This is a genomic window from Microbacterium proteolyticum, assembly GCF_014192415.1.
In the GTDB taxonomy this organism is placed as follows: domain Bacteria; phylum Actinomycetota; class Actinomycetes; order Actinomycetales; family Microbacteriaceae; genus Microbacterium; species Microbacterium proteolyticum.
The window spans coordinates 518,877-541,214 of the sequence record NZ_JACHXY010000003.1; the positions used below are offsets into that span (position 1 = coordinate 518,877).

General features: G+C 65.5%; 20 protein-coding genes and 1 tRNA gene. 14 read left to right on the plus strand and 7 right to left on the minus strand.

Annotation, left to right across the window (positions count from 1 at the left end; translation table 11 throughout):
• Positions 1-90 precede the first annotated feature (90 nt).
• The 4 genes from FHS07_RS14560 (at position 91) to FHS07_RS14575 (ending at position 7,488) form a co-directional block, all read left to right on the plus strand.
• The gene (locus FHS07_RS14560; RefSeq protein ID WP_183420608.1) at positions 91-459 is read left to right on the plus strand and encodes a DUF7882 family protein; all 369 of its coding nucleotides are present in this window, start codon (positions 91-93) and stop codon (positions 457-459) included.
• 117 nt (positions 460-576) lie between these two features.
• On the plus strand, positions 577-924 hold the full coding sequence (locus tag FHS07_RS14565; RefSeq protein ID WP_183420609.1) for a hypothetical protein: 348 nt from the start codon (positions 577-579) through the stop codon (positions 922-924).
• A 368-nt stretch (positions 925-1,292) separates the two neighbouring features.
• The gene (locus tag FHS07_RS14570; protein ID WP_183420610.1) at positions 1,293-4,952 is read left to right on the plus strand and encodes a DUF4365 domain-containing protein; all 3,660 of its coding nucleotides are present in this window, start codon (positions 1,293-1,295) and stop codon (positions 4,950-4,952) included.
• Between the two features lie 331 nt (positions 4,953-5,283).
• Complete coding sequence (locus FHS07_RS14575) at positions 5,284-7,488, plus strand: KAP family P-loop NTPase fold protein (protein WP_183420611.1); 2,205 nt, start codon at positions 5,284-5,286, stop codon at positions 7,486-7,488.
• A 306-nt stretch (positions 7,489-7,794) separates the two neighbouring features.
• Here FHS07_RS14575 and FHS07_RS14580 read toward each other — a convergent pair whose 3' ends face one another.
• Positions 7,795-8,850 carry a hypothetical protein gene (locus tag FHS07_RS14580; RefSeq protein ID WP_183420612.1) on the minus strand — a complete coding sequence of 352 codons (1,056 nt, stop codon included), beginning with the start codon at positions 8,848-8,850 and terminating at the stop codon, positions 7,795-7,797.
• Positions 8,851-8,943: 93 nt separating this feature from the next.
• Between FHS07_RS14580 and FHS07_RS16920 the strand changes: the two genes are divergently transcribed.
• From FHS07_RS16920 to FHS07_RS14595, 3 genes are all read left to right on the plus strand, one after another.
• Positions 8,944-9,294, plus strand: a complete 351-nt coding sequence (locus FHS07_RS16920; RefSeq protein ID WP_183420613.1) for an Lsr2 family DNA-binding protein — start codon at positions 8,944-8,946, stop codon at positions 9,292-9,294.
• Positions 9,295-9,463: 169 nt separating this feature from the next.
• The gene (locus FHS07_RS14590) at positions 9,464-9,823 is read left to right on the plus strand and encodes a 4-fold beta flower protein (RefSeq protein ID WP_183420614.1); all 360 of its coding nucleotides are present in this window, start codon (positions 9,464-9,466) and stop codon (positions 9,821-9,823) included.
• A gap of 849 nt (positions 9,824-10,672) precedes the next feature.
• Complete coding sequence (locus FHS07_RS14595) at positions 10,673-11,386, plus strand: hypothetical protein (protein WP_183420615.1); 714 nt, start codon at positions 10,673-10,675, stop codon at positions 11,384-11,386.
• Between the two features lie 160 nt (positions 11,387-11,546).
• Here the strand turns inward: FHS07_RS14595 and FHS07_RS14600 are convergent, their stop codons facing one another.
• Positions 11,547-11,738 (minus strand): hypothetical protein, encoded by a 192-nt coding sequence (locus FHS07_RS14600; RefSeq protein ID WP_183420616.1) that lies wholly within the window; start codon positions 11,736-11,738, stop codon positions 11,547-11,549.
• An 85-nt stretch (positions 11,739-11,823) separates the two neighbouring features.
• Here FHS07_RS14600 and FHS07_RS14605 point away from each other — a divergent pair, with 85 nt between their 5' ends.
• Entirely contained in the window at positions 11,824-13,626 is a 1,803-nt protein-coding gene (locus FHS07_RS14605; RefSeq protein ID WP_183420617.1) for an ATP-binding protein, read from the plus strand.
• Between the two features lie 312 nt (positions 13,627-13,938).
• On the opposite strand, the gene FHS07_RS14610 is transcribed toward FHS07_RS14605, so the two are convergent.
• A tRNA-Tyr gene (locus FHS07_RS14610) sits at positions 13,939-14,023 on the minus strand.
• Between the two features lie 96 nt (positions 14,024-14,119).
• Positions 14,120-14,620, minus strand: coding sequence for an FBP domain-containing protein (locus tag FHS07_RS14615; protein WP_183420618.1), 501 nt, complete (start codon positions 14,618-14,620; stop codon positions 14,120-14,122).
• Positions 14,621-14,658: 38 nt separating this feature from the next.
• Here FHS07_RS14615 and FHS07_RS14620 point away from each other — a divergent pair, with 38 nt between their 5' ends.
• From FHS07_RS14620 to FHS07_RS14635, 4 genes are all read left to right on the plus strand, one after another.
• A complete protein-coding gene (locus tag FHS07_RS14620) occupies positions 14,659-15,219 on the plus strand; it encodes a GNAT family N-acetyltransferase (protein WP_183420619.1) in 561 nt (186 codons plus the stop codon).
• A 64-nt stretch (positions 15,220-15,283) separates the two neighbouring features.
• On the plus strand, positions 15,284-15,772 hold the full coding sequence (locus FHS07_RS14625; RefSeq protein ID WP_055955863.1) for a YajQ family cyclic di-GMP-binding protein: 489 nt from the start codon (positions 15,284-15,286) through the stop codon (positions 15,770-15,772).
• A 19-nt stretch (positions 15,773-15,791) separates the two neighbouring features.
• Complete coding sequence (locus tag FHS07_RS14630) at positions 15,792-16,037, plus strand: hypothetical protein (protein WP_246383605.1); 246 nt, start codon at positions 15,792-15,794, stop codon at positions 16,035-16,037.
• Positions 16,034-16,171, plus strand: coding sequence for a hypothetical protein (locus FHS07_RS14635; protein ID WP_183420620.1), 138 nt, complete (start codon positions 16,034-16,036; stop codon positions 16,169-16,171). Before FHS07_RS14630 ends, FHS07_RS14635 begins: the two co-directional genes overlap by 4 nt.
• 57 nt (positions 16,172-16,228) lie before the next feature.
• Here the strand turns inward: FHS07_RS14635 and FHS07_RS14640 are convergent, their stop codons facing one another.
• A complete protein-coding gene (locus FHS07_RS14640; RefSeq protein WP_183420621.1) occupies positions 16,229-17,926 on the minus strand; it encodes an AMP-binding protein in 1,698 nt (565 codons plus the stop codon).
• Between the two features lie 105 nt (positions 17,927-18,031).
• Entirely contained in the window at positions 18,032-19,051 is a 1,020-nt protein-coding gene (locus tag FHS07_RS14645; RefSeq protein WP_183420622.1) for a LacI family DNA-binding transcriptional regulator, read from the minus strand.
• Between the two features lie 158 nt (positions 19,052-19,209).
• Between FHS07_RS14645 and FHS07_RS14650 the strand changes: the two genes are divergently transcribed.
• Entirely contained in the window at positions 19,210-20,145 is a 936-nt protein-coding gene (locus FHS07_RS14650) for a dihydrodipicolinate synthase family protein (RefSeq protein ID WP_183420623.1), read from the plus strand.
• Between the two features lie 75 nt (positions 20,146-20,220).
• On the plus strand, positions 20,221-21,537 hold the full coding sequence (locus tag FHS07_RS14655; protein WP_183420624.1) for an Nramp family divalent metal transporter: 1,317 nt from the start codon (positions 20,221-20,223) through the stop codon (positions 21,535-21,537).
• 95 nt (positions 21,538-21,632) lie between these two features.
• Here FHS07_RS14655 and FHS07_RS14660 read toward each other — a convergent pair whose 3' ends face one another.
• Entirely contained in the window at positions 21,633-22,337 is a 705-nt protein-coding gene (locus FHS07_RS14660; protein WP_055955798.1) for a FadR/GntR family transcriptional regulator, read from the minus strand.
• Between the last annotated feature and the right edge of the window lies 1 nt (position 22,338).

Below are 22,338 nucleotides of genomic sequence, written 5' to 3' on the forward strand. Positions count from 1 at the left end.
CTGAATATTTCATGACAATAATTAAGCTTGTGAAATACATGCTAGTTTAGTTTTCAGCCGACCCCCACTTCACGACCGAAGGAGATCACCATGGCCACTCTGTTCTACGGTTCCGACGTAGCGCCCATCTCGCTTCCGGACCGCCTGATGGGATACATCAAAGTGATCGCGTCGACCAAGCTGCGTCGAGGCGAATCGTTCACCTTCACGTGGACGGGCACCGCGGGCGAGCCCGGACGCTCCACCATCTGGCTCCAGCCGGCGATCCCCCTCCGTTTCGTCTTCGACTCCCCCGAGCCGGAGCAGCTCGTCGGGGACTACCTGCGCGCCCTGGCCGACCAGGCCAACGCCGCATCGGGTCTCGTCATCGACGTGCGCACGTGGGAGACCGCCGAAGAGGCGGCACACGCACGGTCCCACGCGGCGCGCTCCGCCGGACGCCCGGTTCGCGCCGCCTGAGCGGGACCATGACTCGCGCGGTCTGCACCGCGTGAGCACGATTTTGGCCCCGGTCCAATCTCCTCCGTCATAATGTGAGGGGCGCGTGATATTCACGCGCATGGATCGGAGAGAGCCGTGCCGGTACGACGCCTTCTGAATAAGGACCTTCTCGAGGGCTGGTTGACGAAGTTTCGCGATCTCGGCTACCTGACCGGCAGCGAAATCCGACTTCTCGAGCAAGAGGACGAGACGGATCCCGACTCGGGTCTGATCGTCGTCGACCTCAGCGGCGCGAAGACCGTCACCTACCTCCAGCCGATCACCGGCGGAGACGGCGCCTGGAAGGCGACGATGGAGGCGCGCGACGCCACCATCGAGCTCGACACCGTCGAGCTGGTCAACCTCGGCAACGAGCTCATCGTGCTCGCCGCGTTGGTGTCGTTCCTCGAGGTGAAGTCGAAGGCGCTGCTCGCCGGCGACTGAGCAGTCACCGATCCAATAAGAAAGGGCACCCAATCGGGTGCCCTTTTCTGATGGTGGGGTATCCCCGGATCTCCTCGTTCCCCCTCAGCGCAAGGGATCGCGCGCGCGATCTTCACGCCGTGTCCCACACTTTCTCACCGCTATTCCCACGAGCGGGTTCATGGCTCCGCCTCTGTCACCGCCTGCTCGCTCAGCGGGTAGTCTGCGGGCGTTGTTGTCATCGTGGGCTTCCACCCACAGAGCTCCCCTGCCGGGCGCGCCGCTCGATGCCCCGTCGCGCCACCCGCTGAGCGTCGACCTCCGCCTTGATGACCGCCTTCTCGAGCCGGTCCGGCGAGAATGTCGGAACAGCGTGATGAAATGTCGCTATGCCTTCCGCCTCCGCCAGCCGAAGCCAGACCGGGCAGATCGGCGAACGCGCGGTTTCTCACGTTCGCCAAGCCGTTCTCAACGGGACGGGTTACCTCTTCCGCGAGCAGACGAATAGCGACTATGGCATCGATGCGCATGTCGAAACACTCCACGACGACGATCCCACCGGCCATCTGATCGCGCTGCAGATTAAGGGTGGCCGATCCGCATTCGCGCAGCCGTCTTCTGACGGATGGACGTTCCGAGTGAAGGCTCGGCATGCGAGTTACTGGCTGAATCACTCGCTGCCCGTGGTCCTGGTCTTGGTAGACGTCGACGGTGAGAAGTGCTACTGGCAGGTGATCTCCTCGTCGACGCTGCGCAAAACCGGCAAGAGTTTCACTGTGAACGTCCCCGCGCGCAACACCGTTCGCTCCGCGGCGCTCGACTGGTCGAAGTTGGCCGCCGCCCGCGCCGCGGACGTCGAGGCGGCGTACACCACGAACCTGGTTGGTGTTCCACCCGCTGCAGCTCAACATCTACGCAAGCTCTACGAAGGGCAACCCGCTGCGGCTTTCACCTTGGCGGCCGAGATGGCCGCGGGCCGCGAAGCGCCCTCAGCCATCGTGAAGGAGCTTTCCTCGACACATCTCGCATGGCTCGATGGGGTGGGCGTAGTCGCGTGGGACGCCATGGCGGCCTTCGCTAAAGAGCATTCCCTGCATGTCGACGCCGCCAACATCCTTGAACACCTGGCAACTATCCGACCGGCGTCACGTGCAGGGAGCCTTGCAGATGCGGCGATCCTACTGAGGGGCGTGGACGACCACCATTCGAAGAAGCTCCTCGAGCAAGCGCAGGTCGCCGACGCTGATGCTTCCGCCGTGTTGCTCGCGGGCGCCCTCATCGACTCTGCCAACGACACGCACGCCCGCACCCTGCTGCAGCGGCTTGACGTGCACGCGAACAGCTTTCGCGCTCATACCGCACTTCAGCGAGGCGACGACACCGCCGCCATCGACACGTACACCCAGATTGTTTCCGACTTCCCGGACGACAGCGCGATCATCATGTTGCTTGCGCGGATACATTTAAAGCGCGCGCTGTCCTCCCACGCACGCGCAACGGACGTCGATGACGGTCTGCGATGGGCGGAGCTCGCTCTACGAGGTCGCCGGAAGTGGACAGCCGACACGGCGGAGCCCCTATCCATCTACGCCCGCGCCCTTGGGATGCAGTCACGCTATAGCGAGGTGCTGCAAGCCACAACCATCCCGCCACTGGGCACCGCCTCATCCCGAGAGGTGCAGTCCATCCACGTCGCCGAATTTGCGGCAGATGCCGCCCGGGCGATGAATCGCCGGGACCAGTTCGAGTCCATCATTCGAGCCGTGCAGCCCGAGGACGATCAGCGTTATCTCGCGGCGAGCCTGCGGCTGGACCAGAATGCACCCGCGGCCGATCACATCGCTCACCATCGAGAGGCATTGACCCGCGCGATACGCCGGAACCTCATCTCTGATGCCTACGACGCCGCAGTCTTCCTCGCCCTACAAGGCGTTGACGAAAGCGACAAGTTGATATCAGCCGCTATCGAACCCCGACACCGCCAACTTGTTAGCGCCGTCGCCGCCGGTATAAACAATCCGCACGCGGCACTGCCGCTTCTACGCTCGTTGGCGTCGTCAGACGTGCTCGCTGCCGAGGTCGTCATTGACCTGCAATTCAGAAACGGTGACACCCCCGCCGCAGTCGAGGCGTGCGAGTACTACTACACGGTCTTCTCGCTCCCTTCTTTCCTTATCAGGAAGGTCGGGCTCTTGCTCCGTACCGAGCAGGCAGATGAGGCCGCGTCGACTTTAGAACGATTGCTGGCCAATCACGCACTTGTCGGTGATCCCTTCGTGAGCGCTCATGTCAGGCTCGGCGAGCACTACGGGTCTCATGGTGAGTGGGAGATCGCCGCAGGACACTTTACTGCAGCGGTCGAAGCATCCATAGAAGTCGACCGTGCGGTGTTCTGGAACCTCATCAACTGTCGGCTCAACCTGGACGACGTTCCCGCCGCGCACCGGCTTCTGAACGCGCACCAGGTAGAACCGCGAACGGAACATGAGATCCGTATGTGGGCACATGTGATGGCAGACGTAGGTTGGACCGACGCGACCGGCAGTGTGGCGGTAGCGCTAGCCCTTCGGCCTGACACGAGCGCAGAATTGGCCGCGGCCATGGTGGGGTCAATTGTTCTGAACACGCGTGGCGTCGACAGCGATGCGAAAGACGAAGGAACAGATCTGAGGCCGACGGTCTCCGGCAACCTGCACCGAGATGCGTTCTCAGCTATCAATGTCCTGATCGACATGCACGGCGATGCGTTCCCGTTACGCTCGCTCGATACCGACGCGGACGACTTTCTGCCCACGCTCCTCGATCTTCTCAGAGAGCACGACCCTCGCCCGCTGATGACCCTGGTGCGTCAAATCGAACTGGGTAACGCCCCGCTTGGCGTGCTGAGTGATGCGAGACACGTCCCCTATGCGCACACCCTCGCCCGTCGCGCGAACGCGGTACGAGCGGTTTCTCATGCGGACGCCGACGCGCATGCCATGGAAACGGACACGGCCCTTGAAGCCAGGAATGAGAGGGTGGTCGTGGACCTTTCCGCAATCGAAGTCGCGCATCACCTCGATGCATGGAACGAGTGCGTCGGTTCATTCAGTGCGGTAGAAATTACCTCATCTCAGCGGGCTGACAGCGTGAGAAGCGTGACCGCTGCGATCAACGCAACGGCCGAGCTGGGCGCAATGGGAGTCGATGGCGACGGAGACCTCGTCCTGAGTGAAAGCAACGCCAGTGAGCAACTCGAGATTCTTCGTCGATGTGAAGCTATAGAACGCGCAGCCCGCGGCTGTCGCGCAACGGACGTGGGGAATGAGTACACGGCGGCGCCAGCCCTCAGCCGTTTCAAAATGCGGACCTGGGCAGCGCCTATCGAATTGGCTGCCCGCACTGGGAGTGCGCTCTGGTCAGACGACGTCGCTCAGCGCAAGCTCGCCGCCGCTGTTGGAGTACGGGCGTTCGGCACAGTGAATCTGCTGGAGGGGCTGCGTTTTGCAGAGTGGGAAAGAGCCGGCCAGCCGAACCCGCTGGCTTTCCAGCAACAACAGCACCGGTTCGTTCTTGACCTACTCGCTAGGCGAGTCGTGGACCAGCCCATCACGGTAGAAGATGTGCTGCAAGACATCGCCGCGCACCCATCCCAACTGGCGCCCTCCACCGTGGCGGTGAGCCGCGCTGCTTGGTGGCGCAACGACTCACCCCTGGACGCTTGGTCGAAGGTCATGACCACCGTCGCGACACACGCACCCCAATTCGCGCGCGTGTGGCAAGCCGCGGGAATGACAGGCGCGGCCGAGGCCACCCCAGACGAGTACTCGCCGCGCGTGCTGGCCGTATTGGCTCTCATGGGCACGACGTCGGACCTGTCATCACCCGACATCGTGGACGGCCTTATGGCTGCCGACCATGTCTGTCGGCAGATCGGGCTAGCCCCTGCGTCCGAGCACATCGCCTGGGCTGTCGCCGTTACCGGCACAGCTGCAGACGGTCAGACGCCCGAGGATATGGCGCGTGATCTGTCCGACACATTGACAACGCAACGCGACCTGAGTGCCTGATACTCCTCCGTGTCCGCCGAATGTCGCGACGCCTCCGGGCCGGCAGCCAGGCTGTTGCCGCGTATCAAGGCATTCTCGAAAATCATTCGTTTTGTCGGCGCGACGTCCAGTCGAGCCTTGCCAACCGACACCCCGCCCTGCAGTCCAGCGGCCAAGCGGTGAGGCGCGTTGACATTCGATGGGCGCTGGGAGTGGGGAGGACGTCAGTCACGAGCGCGTGTGCGCGGGCGTGGCGTGGTTGATGCGGTTCCTTTCACCCACCCGTCGTGCGGTATGACCCAGCCTGACCCACAAGACCGGCGGGAAGGCCCGACGTGCGAGGATCGACGACATGGTGCGAAGTCTCGAGGACTCCTGGCTGAGCGATGACCCCCTGGAGCAGCTCGACGACGAGTTGTTCGGGCGGTCCCACCTTATCGACCGCGCTATAGACATCCTCGCGCGGGTGCGCAAGCAGAGCACCTCCACAACCGTGGGTCTCGTCGGCGCCTGGGGCTCGGGCAAATCCAGCGTGCTTAATGGACTGGCAAGCAGGCTTCGTGACCCTGATGCGACCACCGCGGGTGTCCTGGGCCATAGGTGGGAAGTCGCGGAGTTCAACCCATGGCTGTTTGCGGGGTCGACCGCGCTATACCGCGGGTTCTTCACCGCGATTCGAAATGCTCTCCCCAAAGACGATCAATGGAACGATACCAAACAAACGCTCGTCGATATCGGTTACAAACTCTCCCCGTTAGCGTCGGCGGCCGGCCTCGTCGGAATCGACGGGCAGGGTGCGGCGAATGCGGCGCTAGACTCCATCGCAGATGACGTCGTAAAGACGCGCGATAAGGTCTCGGCCGCGCTCAGCAAACTCAATCAGCCGATACTCGTCGTGCTTGACGATTTGGACCGTCTCACAGCTGAAGAATTACTCCTCGTATTCAAGTTGGTGCGCTTGGCTGGCCGGCTACCCAACGTGTACTACTTGCTGTCGTACGACGAACATACTCTTGTCGACCTGCTCAGCCACACCGACCTGGTCGCCACCGATGACCGTCGACGCGCGCTCGACTATCTCGAAAAAATTGTCCAGGTGCGCATAGACATGCCTCTGCTTCGCCAGTTCGAGGTGGACCGCGCCGTAGACCGCGCTATCCGGTACATGGCAGCAAAGTACGATGTGCGCCTCGCTCCAGGAGCGCTGCAGCAAATTATCGACCGATTCGACGCCGTGCTCTCCAAGCGATTGAAGTCACCCCGAGCCCTAAAAAGAGTCTTCGGACAGGTTGACGCCTTCCTCGGCTCCGTCGGCAACGAGGTCGACTTCGGCGACTATCTCGTGCTCACCTGGCTGCGCACGATGGAGCCCGGCGTCTACCTCCTCCTGCAGCAACGACGTTCGGAACTGCTCGGCGTCGGCGGGGCCACACTCCGCGACATGGATGCACCTTCACGCACCCCCGAGCAACGTCGCGACGACTGGTTGAAGGCCTTACGAAGCAGCCACGTCGCCGAAGACGACGCGGATGACATCCTCTGGCTTCTTGGGTCCCTATTCGACTCAATACATCGCGTTTACCGACTACAGGATCCCGAGAAGAGTTCAGGCGCCCGCCCGGCTCCGGCTAATGGCAGGATCGGGCACCCAGAATACTTCGACCGATTCTTCGCCTTCGGTGTACCCGCCGACGACCTCCCCGACGCCGTAACCGACACGGCGCTTGCGGATGTCGGCGCCGGGGACGCGGACTCAGATGCTGTACTGCGTGTCCTGCAAGTTTTCAACGAGCAACCACAGCTCGCTTTGTCGAAGCTCCACCGCAGCGTCGGCCTCATCGAACCCGCCTCGAAGGAAATGTTCTTTTGGCTTCGGATGCTATGGATGGTTGCGGACCGAAACGTCGCGCGCGGACGGGTGGAGAACCTCGCCGCACTTGTGGCCGCCAAGATGCCCGTGGAGCAGATGCAGGAGTCCGTTCGCGAGTTGATCACCGACGACAGCGGACTGAACTATGTCGCCGCCGTGGAGAATTCACTCTCCTCCGACGGATACGGTTCCCGGGAGGTAATCGAACAGCGCAATCGCCTCGGCGAACGGATTGCGCCCATACTGAACGCCGGCTACACGAAACGCTACGGTGAGCTCGCTCGCACAAACTCCAGCCCGCTTGACCTGAGCCAATACGCTTTCGACACCGTCTGGTATTGGCGGCACCAAGATCCCGATGGACTGCGCCAGTTCCTCGCCTCCGCGGCGAGCGGGTCGTGGCCCCTACTGGACAAGCTGGCGTGGCTGGTCCCGACTGCCTCATCCGATGGTGAGACATACTTCGTCTGGAAGGACAGCTCCTTCGGGCACTACCGCGAACTCTTCGATCTCGGTGTCGTCGCGCAGGGGTTGGACGAACAGATCCGAGAAGCGCAAGCAGTCGAAGACTTTCCCGAAATGGAAGCCACATCGGATGTCCGCCGCGCTTGGGCACTTGCGGCAGTCAAGCAGCTACTCGACCGTGATGCTGCGGCACGGGGCACGGAGGAGCAGACGCAGCCCTGATGGGTCGTCGTCGCTCCTGGCGTACACCGCGCACTTCAGGCACCGCTGCCGAGATGACGATGGCGCTGACGCCGACGCGGCCAGCTCGGAGGTCCGTACCTGCGCCCCGCACACCGGGCCAACCGAGCGCTGTCGTTTCGCGTCGTCGCCAATTAGCGGACGGGGTTGCCCGCGGAAGTGGCCACCACGGCATATGAAACGGCGTCGCGCACCCGTTCCGCACCCGGTCGTGGGACTCATCCAGACGTCCGCGAACGACCGGGCCGGATCTACACTTCACGGCCCGAGCGGTAGTCGCCGCAGGCCTCAATCCACTGGTGGCGTCGCTTGCAGTTCGGCGGCCGACACTTCTGCGAAGACGTCCCCGCCATGATCCTCGACGTAGGCGTCCCACAGTGGGTTGTTCAGGGCGAGGGCACGGAAGACGCGGGCCAGTTCGACCTGCTTTTCGAGCACGAGCCGGTCACGTTGGGTACCTGACCAACCGTCGTCGCTGTTGCGGTCGCTGATGATGAGCGGGATGTAGCGGTAGGCGAGCGCCTGGACAACCTCGAGACGTTTCGCGTCTGCTTCGAGGATCCGTCCTCGGAAGTGGCTGCTTCCTGTCAGGATCCGGTACTGAGAGTTGCGCCAGACGCGCGCGGCGACCTGGTCGAAGGTGTCGTCGTCGTTGGGAATCGCAAGGCTGATCGCCGCTGGCCCGAGTGTGGATTCTGTTGCGACGGCGGTCAGGAAGGGAATACGGGAGAGATCCACGGAGCCGGCGAGAGTTCCACTGCGGCGGGAGGTGCGCGAGCGGCCGCCGGTGTTCTCGCCGGTCGTCAGCGCCTCCACGGCGTTCACGAACACGCCGCCGGTGAGCGCTTCGCGCCGGTCGGCTTTGCTCGTCAGCCAGAGGTAGACGTCCTCCTCCTCTATTTCCAAAGGCGAGTCGTCGCTGAGTTGCGCGCGGGGAGCATCCTCCCCAGTGGCCAGGTGTTCGAGGGATGCCGACGCGCTGCCCTTTTGTGTGCCAATCAGGGTCGCGTCGTGTGAGGACCACAAAACGAGGTGGCCGCCGTCGATCTCACTGATGAGTACGCCCACCGCGTCGAGGAACCATCCCCGAGCGACACCGTCGTTGAGTTTCCGCTGCTCCCAGTAGTAGTAGCGCGCGGCCAGTCGCTGCGGGTAGAAGTCATCCGCGGCGAGGATGGTGGGCGCGTGAACGGGCGGGACCCCATTCTGGATGTTCAGGTTCGAGGCCTCATTGGCGCTTCCCCGCCAACCCGCGCGCCTGCCGTCAACGACCGGCGGACGGGAGGCGAGCACGTCTTTGAGCTCGTGCAAGGTGAGGGTGCTGGTGAGGGTCTGCGCGGTCACAGACACCTGGAAGCCAGTGAAAGTCGGCACTTGAATTGCTTGCGCGGGCTGTGGGAGCACTCGTCCGGAGCTAGCGGTCACTGTGCATTCACCGTGCGGACCGATTCAGGGCCACCGCAACTGGAAGCAGCGAGTCGTTCGGGCGGGGATGCGGTCGAGACCGTACCCGGATCGAAGAATGGCGCCCGCCTTGATTGCGCTCTCCATGCCACGGACGCGAGGAGCAGGTGGAACCGTTCGTGGAGGAGGTTGAGGGGGCGGAGGATCATTGATGCGGCTCGCCGCACTGCGTCATCGCCGACGGCAAGCTCACGTCGAGCGTCCGCATCAAGCGGCGTTGACCTCTCCGCTGTGCGTACCTGGGCCCGCGCCAACGGCCACACGGTAAGCGACCGTGGCCGCGTCCCGAACTTGGTCATCGCGGCTTTCAAAGACGCCTCCTGACCCGCTACCCGAAATTTCTCCTCGAACACGTCAGCAGTGCGGTCGTTCAAGGCCTCCACATCGAGTAGTGCCGTGAGGGTCACCCGCCCGATTGGGTTTCTTTGGGGCTTGTAGGCCCCAAGCCAGTCTCTGGGGTTTCACGCCCTCGCCGTCACGGTACTGTCGACCGATGACACCCATCGACGGCCCCCGCGGCGACGTCGTCGGTTGGTTAGAGGACGGCGAGTATTTACGCGACCTTCGCGGTGCAGTCATTGGATGGCTGTACGACGACGTTGTCCATGGCCGTCGCGGGCAACACGTGGGCTACTTCAACGACGGTCTTTTCCGCGATAACCGCGGAGCTGTCGTCGGCTGGATAGAAGGTGCATCAGGCGGGCCGGTGAAGCCTGTTTGCCACGTTCGACCGGTCACCCCGGTTCGCCAAGTCCGCCCGGTGCGCGCAGTTCGGCACGTCCGCCAAGTGCGTGCCGCGCGCCAGATTGCGTGGTCGACGACAAGCTTCGACGAATGGCTGCGGCTCTCCTGAGCTGCACGGAGGGTCCGTGCAGCCTTATGCACGCGCAGCGCATCGCGCCACCCGACGGCAAGTCCTCCCCCGCGTGCCGCGGTTCACGCCCCAGGCACGGGCATCAGAGGCAGCCAGCAGGCCCGCGCGCGGGGCGGCACCGCGGCGTTGCAGCGCGCCTGCACACCCCCGGTGTGGGGTGGTGACAGATTGCTCGTATGAGAGGGAAAGACGACCCGGTCGTTGTTGAGCAGAGCGAGGAAGACGTGCGACGGATCCAGGCGGTGCTGCGACGTATTGGAGGGCCGAGCGTATCGTGGGGCGCTGCAAACGTGCTGGAGGTATGGATTGTCGAGCAAAGAGCGATAGTCGACCGCTCGATGTCGAAACGGTTGCACTCCGCGTCCTGGGCTCTTGTGGGAGCGACCATCGGGCTTGTGATCTGCACGGCCGGCTTGATCTGGGCCACTCTCGCGGCCTGAGAGACGACGCCCAACAACTCCCGTAGACGGGAGGATCATCGCCTTCGCGCGACCGACACCCTGACGGTCGTACGACTCACCGTGGTGAGGCGGGAAGCGCGACCCACTCGTTGAGGGAGTTCAGCAACGCGTCCCCTCTCACCTGAATGTGTGCGCGATGAGCTTCTTCTTCTCTGTCGAAGGTGAGAACGACCGTGATTGCCTCCCCAGAGTCCATCGCCTGGAGGTGAGCCGTTGGCGGGCTCACGCCAGCCGCGGTCTCGATTCCGTCCACGGCAATGGTTGACGGCGTGGGAACCCCGGGAAGCCGGTAGATAAGCGGCACCTCGACGGTGACGTTCCGAAGCGCTGAACCCCGATTCCCGAGCACGGCGCGCACCCGCGGACCATGCCTGCGAACTCGCAGCAATATTTCCGTTTCCATCAATCGGAACACCTCGGCACCGCGCATTACCGCCCCCGATGGGGAGAGGACAATGCCGTGGCCGATGCGCTCGAGCAATACATTCCGGACCTAACGGAACACGATTGGGTTCGCGCCCGCGACATCGTCCTCGATGTCGTGCGAAAGGTCCGCCCGCAGCTGTCGTCCTATACAGACGCAGCCTTAGTCAATGCTGTCGCGCACCACGTGGACTGGTGTGTGTATGTCGCCGGTTTCGACCCCGATCCGTCCGTGCTGTTCCGCCGTGACGTGATCGGGGCAGCAGTGGCCGCAATGCCAACCTCCCGCACCTCAACAAAGGGGCGACGTCGCTCGATCCTGTTTCGAGTCGGAGAAATCCTTGGGCGCATCCCGATCCCGTCGCATCTACCGACGTTGGCGGGCGCAACACCGACGACGCCGTACTGGACGACGGAGATCGACCGGTACGTGCAAGCGAACCTTGCTGCGGCAGCATCGGCGGGGCACCGCAGTCGAACCGGCGCACCCAGGGGAACAGCTGGCCCAGCGCCTGCCGCAGCGGATGCACGCGTCGGCGAGATCCTGGACGCGCGGACGCTTCTCGAAGATCTCCGGACGACAGCGCCCACCCGAACAACTTCTCCCGACTTCCCGGGGTGCACGACGGTCTGCTCGTGCGCATCGTTAGGTCTCTGAACTCGCTCACCCGCGGCGCGCGTCTAGCTGCACGGCGCACCGCCTGCGTGTCAAGTGACGGCTGTAGTGTTCGCGCGGCGTAGCTCTGGCATCGGGGGGACTGCCCCACGCTGAGAGCACGACGAGGCGGCGGCGTGCCTGCTTGCACACACCGCTCGAGTCAGTACGCTCGGCCTCGGCTTCCAGCCGCTCGCGAAGCGAACCGGCCGAGCGTACTGACGCGGTAGCCCGCTGATTTGCTCAGAAGCTTGTTGACCAGCTCGTTGGCGAGCTTGTTGACCAGCTCGTTGGCGAGCTTGTTCACCAGCTTGTTGGCGAGCTTGTTCACGAACTTATTCGTCAACTTGTTCACGAACTTATTCAGAGCGCGAAAGCTGACACAGTTATCCACAGGCCGGCAGCGAGGGGGAGTCGTGGAAGCATCGGAAGTCGAGACCATGATCCGCACGCTGCGCGATCAGCGCGCAGACAACGCGGACGTGGAGGCCAAGGCTAGCCAGACAGAACTATCGAAGTCTGTCAAGGAGACACTGTCCGCCTTCGCGAACACCAAGGGCGGTGTGCTTCTGCTAGGCGTGGCAGAGACGGACGGCTTCGCCGTTGTCGGGGTCGACAACCCCGCGAAGGTGGCCAGCGACCTCGCTTCGACCTGCGCTGACGCCATGGAGCCGCCACTGCGCCCTCACATTGAGCAGATCCGCATCGAGGATAAGTGGGTCGTCGTCGCCGAGATCGAGGAACTCCCCACCGTCGAGAAACCCTGCTTCGTGAAAACGAAGGGCATGACAAAGGGCTCGTACGTGCGAGTGCACGACGGCGATCAACCACTGTCCACGTACGAGGTGCAGATGCTGATCGGCAACCGCACACAGCCGGTCTACGACACCGAAGTTGTCTCCGACGCCAACGTGGATGACGCTCTCGATGCGGACCTGACAAGCACATATGTCTCGCGGGTGCGAGCGCAACGCCCTACAGCCACCCGAGGTCTCACGGACGATCAAGTCCTCATCCAATCGCGGCTAGCTGCGCGGGATGAAGACGTACTACGCCCGACTCTCGCCGGCCTACTCGCTCTTGGGCGTTACCCACAGCAATACTTCCCGCAGGTCATGCTCACCCTGGTCGTCTATCCGACGACGGACGGCCAGGATCTGGAGACTGGTGTCCGGTTCGAAGACAACGTCGCACTAGAGGGCCCCATCCCAGTCATGGTTAGGGACGCACTCATCGCCCTCCGCCGGCATATGAGCCGACGAGCGGTCGTGAACGGGGTCGGCCGCTCAGACGTCTGGGATTACCCCGAAACCGCCCTCCGGGAAGCGGTAGTGAACGCACTCGTCCACCGCGACCTCTCCCCCGCCGCGCGCGGTACCCAGGTGCAGATTGAGATGTACCCAGACCGGCTCTCCATCCGCAATCCTGGCGGCCTCTACGGGCCCATCTCCGTGGACAAACTGTCGGAGGCGGGCACCTCGGACGCAGCCGGCATGTCCTCGTCCAGGAACGCGTTCCTGCAACGAGCGTTAGAGGACGTCCAACTGCCCGATGACAACAGAACGGTGTGCGAGAACCGCGGCTCGGGGATCCGAACGATGCTGGCGTCTCTCCGGGCCGCAGGTATGTCTCCCCCGAGATTCATAGACTCAATCTCGAGCTTTCATGTTGTCGTGCCCAAGCACGCGCTGCTGGATAACCCCACGATTAGGTGGATAGCAAGCCTAGGCGCGAACGGCCTCACAGACTCCCAGTGCATTGCGCTCGCCATGTTGAGGGCAGGAGACACCCTCGACAACGCTCGTTACCGCGCCGCGACGGGTCTGGACTCGAGGGTGGCGACCAACGAGTTGCAGGACCTCGTAGTCCGCGGCCTCGTCGACCAGCTCGGCACCCGGCGCTGGACCGAATACCGATTGGCCACCGACGATGACACCGAGGCAGCTGAACTGCCCACCCCCGCCAGCGCCCCGAATGTCGTCGACTTGATCAAGACTGCACTCCGAGAGCAAGACCGGTCACGTCAGGAGCTTCAGGCGATGACCGCCGCGCCGACGCAAAGCGTTGCACGCGCACTTCGAATGCTCCGCGAGGACGGCTTGGTCAGAATCGTCGGCAACATTCCGTCCCGCAGCCCGAAAGTGAGATATGAGCTCACGCCGGAGGCGTTCGGCCAAGAACAGCTCGACTTCGGATCCGACGAGACAATCGGTTCCGCTGCCCGCGGCGTTAGTGACGACTGAGTGCTCCGCGAGGCCGCGATCTTCCACCGAGAGTCCTGCGCCGTGACTGGCTCCGCCTCAGACCGAGATTGGTGTGGGCAGCTCGTCGGCTCGCGTGTCCGGGACTGCTGAGAGCGGCGACGCGGGACAGTTGCACGAGCCAGCGTTCCTGCGAGCGGTGCAGCGCCCGTTCGAGGCCGACTCCGCATCCCCGTTCCAGACGTGCTCACGGGTTCGTCCTTGAGAGAATGACTCAGGCCAGACCCAATTTCTGGGCCTGGCCTGGAGTAATGAGATACGGGGATGATTTCCGCGAGATACGGGGATACCCCATGGTGGCGAGTGAGGGATTCGAACCCCCGAATGCAATGCAGTCTGATTTACAGTCAGATCCCTTTGGCCGCTTGGGTAACTCGCCAGATGCGCACCCGCCCGGCTTTCGCAGTCGACCAGAGGCGCGAGAAACCACTCTACTATCCCCGCAGGGATGCGTCGAACCACGGTGGCGATCCGCTCACCGAGAGACTTCGGCGGTGTCCAGCACGCGCGCGACGAACTCCTCGGTGCGGCGCTTCGTGCCGTCGATCTTGCGGTCCACGCTGGCGCGGATCTCGCTCGGCGCGAGAGGTGCCGCCAGGCGCACCGTCTCGTGGCACGACATGTCGGCGCAGATGTACGTGCCGATGGTGTCGCCGTGCTCCCCGGCATCCCCGGCCCGGCGGGCGGTGAACAGCGACACCTGATCGCCCGGCTGCATCGTGTGGCACAGGTTGCACATTGCTGACCGCGCGCGGGACTGCCCCTCGGCGGCGCGCAGCACGACGCCGGTGGGTACGCCCTGATGCTCGGTCACGATGTAGCCGCGGCCACGGGTGCGAGGGTCGCGCCAAGCGAGGAAGTCGAGGTGGTCCCAGTCGGCCAGCACGAAGTCGTGCGGCAGGGCGATGATCCGCAGCTCGTCGGGGGTGGTGTTGACGAACGCGCCCCTGACCTCGTCTTCCGTGAGTGCTCGCATGGCATCCGAGTCTACGAGCGTCTGGGTAGGCTGCGGCAATGGAGCCCTTCGTCCTGCGCACCGCGCGATTGGTCCTCGATCAACCGACGCCCGCCGATGTCGATGACATCGCGCGCTACTGCTCCGACCCCATCTTCGAGCAATTCCTGACAACCCCCTGGCCATACAAGCGGGCGGATGCCGTGAGCTTCGTCGGCCAGTACGTCACCGCCGGGTGGGCCGAAGATCAAGAGTGGACGTGGGCCATCCGCGAGGGTGATGGTGCCGCGCTGCTCGGCGTCGTCGGTGTGCGGCTGGAGATGGCGATGCTGGGGTTCTGGCTCGGCGGCGAGCACCGCGGGCGCGGCATCATGCCCGAAGCCGTCGACGCGGTGGCCGAGGCATTCTTCGAGCGCACCAGCCACCCGACGCTGCACTGGGAGTGCCTCGTCGGCAACACCGGGTCGCTGCGGGTCGCACAGAAGTGCGGTTTCGGCTTCACCGGCACCGAGCCCGGTCGGGTGCTTGGTCGCAATGGCGAGCGGTCGGCATCCTGGACCGGGGTACTCCGCCGCGACGACGACCGCACCCCGATGGACGGCTGGCCCGTTCTCTTCTGACGGAGGGTGCGGAGCCCGCGCAGTCCGGGGCTGCGCGTCGGAGGCGCTCGAATAGAATCACTGCATGGCTGATTCTTCGTTCGACATCGTGTCCAAGATCGACCGGCAGGAAGCCGACAACGCGCTCAACCAGGCCCACAAAGAGGTCGAGCAGCGCTACGACTTCAAGGGGACCGACGCCTCCATTGCGTGGAGCGGCGAGTCGATCGTCATCAAGGCGAATTCCGAGGAGCGCGCCAACGCCGTGCTCGATGTCTTCCAGACCAAGCTGATCAAGCGCGGCATCTCGCTGAAGAGCCTCGACAGCGGCGAGCCGACGCAGAGCGGCAAGGAGTACCGCATCACCTCCACGTTGAAGGAGGGGATCTCCCAGGATGACGCGAAGAAGATCGGCAAGATCATCCGCGACGAGGGCCCCAAGGGCGTGAAGTCGCAGATCCAGGGCGACGAGCTGCGCGTGCAGTCCAAGTCGCGCGACGACCTGCAGGAGGTGCAGCGCCTTCTCAAGGCCGCCGACCTCGACGTCGACCTGCAGTTCACGAACTACCGCTGAGCGACGGCGGGACGATGCCATGGCTGTCCGCGTCGATCTGAACATCTCGCTCGACGGGGTGGCGATGCCCGCCGACCCCTCACCCGAGAACCCCATGGGCGAAGACTGGGGTCGTCTCGTCGCGGACTATATGGCGACCAGGACGTTCCGCGAGCGCGTCTTCGGCGACACCTCCGGCGCCGGCACCACCGGACTCGACACCCGCTTCACCGTCACCTCCGAGGTGGCGGAGAGCGGGGTCGTCCACCTCACGTTCGCGCGATGAGCACGTCGCTCGATCCGCTCACCTGCCCGACGTGCGGGGATCCCCTGCGCTTCGAGATCCTCGACGACGAACGCTTCCTCGTCGCCTGGTCATGCGTGAACTGCGGCCTGATCCGCACGACCGAGCCGGTCTGACGCCGGCGGTCGGTCCCCCCGATGACCGCTCAGCCCTCGAGGCCGCTGATCAACTGGTCACCCCCGCAGCGCGGCATCCGTCCACTCCACGCACGTGATCTCGCCGCGCGCGACGGCCTCTTCGCGCTGGCGCAGTTCGACGCGGCGGATCTTGCCCGAGATCGTCTTGGGCAGCTCGAAGAACTCGACGCGCCGCACCCTCTGATACGGAGCGAGTCGCTCGCGCGCGAAACGCAGGATGTCGAGCGCGACCTCTTCGCTCTCCCGGTGCCCTCCGGCCAGGACGATGTACGCCTTGGGGACGGCGAGCCGCAGCTCATCGGGTGCGGGAACGACCGCCGCCTCGACGACGGCGGGGTGCTCGATGAGGACGCTCTCGAGCTCGAAGGGGCTGATCTTGTAGTCCGACGCTTTGAAGACGTCGTCGGTGCGACCGATGTACGTGATGCTGCCGGTGTCGTCGCGCCGCGCCACGTCACCGGTGTGGAAGAGGCCGTCGGCGAACGCCTCGGCGTTGCGCTCGACGTCACCCACGTACCCCGTCATGAGATTGAGGGGACGGTCGGTGAGGTCGAGGCAGATCTCGCCCTCGTCGGCAGCTGCGCCGCTCACCGGGTCGATCAGTACCACCGGGCATCCCGGCAGGGGCCGCCCCATCGAGCCCGGCACGACCGGCGCGCCCGGGGTGTTCGCCACGACCGCGGTCATCTCGGTCTGCCCGTATCCGTCGCGGATGTCGAGACCCCAGGCGCGCTGCACCGAGGCGATCACCTCGGGGTTCAGCGGCTCCCCGGCCGAGACGACCTCGCGGAGCGCCCCGCGCCGTCCGGTCAGATCGGCCTGGATGAGCATGCGCCACACCGTCGGCGGGGCGCAGAACGTCGTCACGCGGTCGGCCTCGAGCTCGGCCAGCAGCCGATCGGCCGAGAAGCGCGTGTAGTTGAGGGCCAGCACCGTCGCCCCCGCGATCCACGGGGCGAAGAAAAGGCTCCACGCGTGCTTCGCCCACCCGGGCGAGCTGATCGCGAGGTGCACGTCGCCGGGCTCGAGTCCCAGCCAGTACATCGTGCTGAGGTGGCCGACGGGATACGAGGCGTGCGTGTGCTCGACGAGCTTCGGTTTCGACGTGGTGCCCGAGGTGAAGTAGAGGAGGAGGCGCTCGTCGGCGGTGGTTCCCGGATGCCGGGCCGGCTCGGCATCCACCAGGAAGGCGTCGTCGTACGTCGCCCAGCCCGGGTGCGTGCCCGCGACGACGATGCGGCCGAGACCTTCGGGCAGGTCGCCGAACTTGTCGGCATCCGCCGCGCCGACGATGACGTGCCGGATCTCAGCGCGATCGATGCGGTCGCCGAGGTCGGTGGTGCCGAGCGCGGTGGTGGTCGGGGCGATGACCCCGCCGAGCTTCATGATCGCCAGCATCGCATCCCAGAGCTCCACCTGGTTGTTCAGCATGAGCAGCACGGTCTCGCCGCGGCGCACACCCCGGGATGCCAGCCACGCGGCGACCTGGTCGGAGCGGCGGGCGAGTTCGTCGAAGGTGCGCTGGTGGTGAGTGCCGTCGTCGTCGACGACGATCAGCGCGGTCGCGTCGTTGCCGCGTGCCATCGGATCGAACCAGTCGATGGCCCAGTTGAACGGCCCCTCGAATCGCGGCCAGGCGAACGCGGCCGCCCGCTCGGGGTCGGTCCGCGCGGCGAGCAGTTCGTCACGCGCGGCCCGGTAGCGCTCGGTCGCGGACGCGTCGGTGGGGATCATGGGGCTCCTTCGATCGCCGGCACACTCGTGCGGACGAAACGACGCTACTCTTTCGGGTTTCGTCCGAAGCGCAGGGTCGCAGCCCAGTCCGGAGTCTTCCGGGCGTCAGCGCGCGAGCGGAGCCGTGGACGACCGCGGAATGAGGGTCGGCATGACCCTTTCGATCCTCGCCTCGGAGCCGTCGGCGAGCAGCAGGTCGAGAGCGACCTCCGCGATGCGGTCGAAGTGCGTGCGCACCGACGTCAGTGCCACGGGGAGTCGCGCCACGAGCGGAATGTCGTTGTACCCCACGATCGACAGGTCACGCCCGGCTTCCATCCCGAGGGACTGCGCGACGGTGGAGACACCGACGGCGAGGTTGTCGTTGGCGGCGAAGATCGCGGTGGGTCGGTCGGGGGCGTCGAGCAGCCGGCGCGCGGCCTCGATGCCGTGGTCAAGCCCGTAACCGACGGCCAGCACCCGTCGCTCGTCGAGCTCCACGCCTGCCTCGCGCAGCGCGCGCTCGGCGCCCGCGCGGCGGTCACGGCCGCTCGAGGTGAACCACGGCCCGGTCACGATGGCGATATCGCGGTGTCCGAGGTCGAGCAGATGCCGAACCGCGAGGTACCCGCCCGTCTCGTCGTCGCCGAGCGACGAGGGACTGACGTCGTCGGTTCGCAGGGCCAGTACGTGCGGGATGCCCCGCTCGCGCAGCGACACGGGGAGGGCGTCGTCCAGGCGCGCGGTCGCGAGCACCAGACCGTCGACGCCCCGGTCCAGCAGCGTCTCGGTGGCGCGGCGCTCCTCGTCGGCGTCGTCGCCGCACGTCGCGACGACAGCGAAGTAGCCACGCCGCCGCGATGCACGCTCGACCGCCTCGAACATCAGCGCCATCACGGCATCCGTCAGGCGCGGCACGAGGACGCCGATCGTCGCCGTCGCGCCGCGGCGCAGGCTCGAGGCCGACACGTTGCGCCGATAGCCGAGCTCGTCAGCGACGGCACGCACACGCTTCGCCGTGGCGGAGGAAGACGGCGGGGTGCGGTCGTCGAGCACGCGACTGACGGTGGAGATGCTGACCCCGGATGCCGACGCCACATCCTTCAACGTGACGACGTGGCGTTCACCGGCCGCGATGTCGACCATGGCACCTCCTCCGTGCTCACCCTACCCGCGTGACGAGAATCTTCCCGGGAACGTTTTCATCCCAACTCTTGACACTTCTCCGCTTCCCGAGCACACTTGCAATCGTTCCTGCAAACGTTCCCATCCGGGGAACGCTCGACGAAGAGAAGGAGACGACGATGGTCCTCGACCTCCGTGGCCTGAACCCCGCCCCCGTTACCCCGTTCACCCCCGACGGCGACGTCGACTACGACGCCATCCAGCGCCTGGGCTCATGGCTCGGCTCGATCGACGGCGTGAAGAGCCTCGTCGTGCTCGGCCACGCCGGCGAGGGCACGTTCCTCATCGAGAAGGAGCAGCTCGACGTCATCCGGGCGTTCCGCGACTCCGTCGACGACCGACTGCCGATCATCGCGGGCATCACCAAAGAGGGAAACCTCACCGCCGCCCTCGAAGCGAAGGATGCCGCCGCCGCCGGCGCCAAGGGCGCGCTGGTCTACCCGTCGCACGGGTGGCTGCGCTTCGGCTTCCAGCAGGGCGCTCCGCAGACCCGCTACCGCGCCATCTGGGAGGAGTCGGGTCTCGAAGAGATCCTGTTCCAGTACCCCGACAACACCAAGGCCTCGTACGACCTGGACACCCAGCTCGAGATCGCCGGCCAAGAGGGCGTGAACCACACCAAGAACGGTGTGCGCAACATGCGCCGCTGGTACACGGAGATCCCCGCCCTGCGCGCTGCCTATCCCGAACTGCAGGTGCTGTCGTGCCACGACGAGTACCTCCTGCCGACGATGTTCGACGTCGACGGCCTGCTCGTGGGATACGGCAACATCGCTCCCGAGCTGCTGGTCGATCTCATCGAAGCGGGCAAGGCGCGTGACTACGCCGCGGCCCACGCCATCCACGAGCGCCTGCTGCCGGTCACCAAGGCGGTGTACCACCGCGGTTCGCACATGGAAGGCACGGTCGCCCTGAAGTGGGGGCTGGTGAACCGTGGCATCCTGGACCACGCCACCGTGCGCGAGCCCCTGCTGCCCCTTCCGGCCGGAGCCGACGCCGAGATCGCCGCAGCGTTCGCCTCCGCCGACCTCGGCAGCGTGGTCGTCCCGGCGTAAGCCGCCCGGGGGCGGCCGGCGCGCCGGCCGCCCCTCATGAAACCCATCACGTCAACGACGACGGAAGGAACGACCATGAGCGATCGCACCAGCCAACGCCCCCCGGCGACCCCCGGCACCGGCCACGGACGCATCTCGACCGAGACGGTGCGCGGCATCGTCGACTCCCACCGCACGCGCCGCACGTTCTGGCGGCGCCTCACCCTCATCGGACCCGCGTTCGTCGCCGGCGCCTGGCAGTTCGGCCCCGGCAACCTCACCACGGCGATGAACGCCGGTGCGCTCTACGGCTACACCCTCATCTGGGTGATCATCGTCTCGACCATCCTCATGATCTTCCTCACCGATATGAGCGTGCGTCTCGGCATCCGTACACCCGTCTCGCTGATCTCCTCGATCAAGGACTCTCTCGGAACCTGGGCGGGCGTCGTCGCGGGCATCGGCGTCTTCCTCATCACCCTGTGCTTCTCGGTCGGCAACGCGGTCGGCTCGGGCGTGGGCTTGTCCATGCTGCTGCCGGGCACCTCTCCGGTGATGTGGACGGTCATCTGCACGGCGCTCGTCGGCACGATCCTGCTGTTGAAGAAGATCTACGGCGTCGTCGAGAAGATCCTCATCGCCATCGTCGCGCTGATGGCGTTCTGCTTCATCATCTCGGCCTTCGCCTCGAACCCCGACTGGGCAGCCGCCGGCGCGGGGCTCATCCCCGTCATCCCGGGCGGAGCGTGGCTGCTGATCATCGGCCTCGTCGGGACCAACTTCTCGATCAACGCCGCGTTCTTCGCCTCCTACGGCACTAAGGCACGCGAGCGCCGCGAAGACGAGTACCGCGACATCACGATCGTCGACACGATCCCCGGCATCGTCGCCCCCGGCATCATGACGGCGCTCGTCATCGTCGTCGCGGCATCCGTTCTCGGCCAGACCGGCGCCGACGCGCCGAGCGCGTTCGGCGGTCTCGCCCGCATCTTCGAACCGGTCGCGGGTCCCGTCGGCGCCTGGATCTTCGCGTTGGGGTTCTTCGGCGCTGCCTTCTCGTCGATGATCCCGAACTGCATCGCGGGCGGCACGATGCTCTCGGATGCCGTGGGCCGCGGCGCCTCCGCCGAGACCCTCACCGCGCGACTGGGAAGCGCCTTCATCCTCCTGTTCGGTATCGGCGTCACGCTGGTCTTCGCCGGCACCTCGCCCGTGGAGCTCATCGTGATCGCGCAAGCACTCACGGTGCTGTTCGCGCCGATCCTGGCCGCGCTGATCATCGTGATGGCCAACAACCGCACGCTGATGGGTTCACTGCGCAATCGCTGGTGGCAGAACCTCGCCGGGGCCATCGGCTTGATCGCGGTCGTCGCTCTGTCGATCCGACTGCTGGTGAGCCTGATCGGCGGCTGAACCCTGATCGACGGGGGCTCGATCTTCGGATCGGGCCCCCGTTCCGCGTGCGCGGCGAGCCGGCGCGCCCGCCCCACGGATCGGGCCTGCGCGGCTCAGTCGCGGAGGTGCTGCGCGAGGTCGGCGATCTCGTCGAGGTGCACGCGCATGGCCGCCTCCGCGGCATCCGGGTTCGCCGCCCGAAGAGCGCGGAGGATGCGGGCATGCCCCTCGTGCGAGAGGCGGCGACCGCCGGCGGCGACGTGCGAGAAGAGCCGGGCCTCGAGCGTCCACGACACCGTCAGCTCGCTGAGCGAGGCGAGGAGCGGGTTGCGCGTGGCCGAGGCGACCCCGGCGTGGAACGCGATGTCGAGCTGCACCGACCGCTCGCCGTCGAGGACGGTGCTCGACTCCGCAACGACCGCGGCGAGCGCGTCGAGCTCCGCGGCGTCGATGCGGGTCGCGGCGAGACGGGCGATCTGCGGCTCGACGACGGTTCGGAACTCGGATGCCGCAGCGATCGAGGTCGGATCGTCGTCCCGCCACGAGGCCAGCGCGGTGGAGATCGGTACCCGAGCGCTCACGCGGGTGCCGCTGCCCTGACGTCGTTCGACGAGGCCGGCCGACTCCAGTCGCAGCAGCGCCTCGCGGACCGCCGACCGGGAGACGATCAGTTGCTCGGCCAGCTCGCGTTCGGTCGCCAGCCTGTCCCCGGGTTTCAGCACTCCCGCCAGGATCAGGGCGCGCAGCCGCGCCACGATCTCCTCGTGCACCGATCCACCGTGCCGCTCCAGCGGCGCCAGTGTCGCGTGATCGCTCATC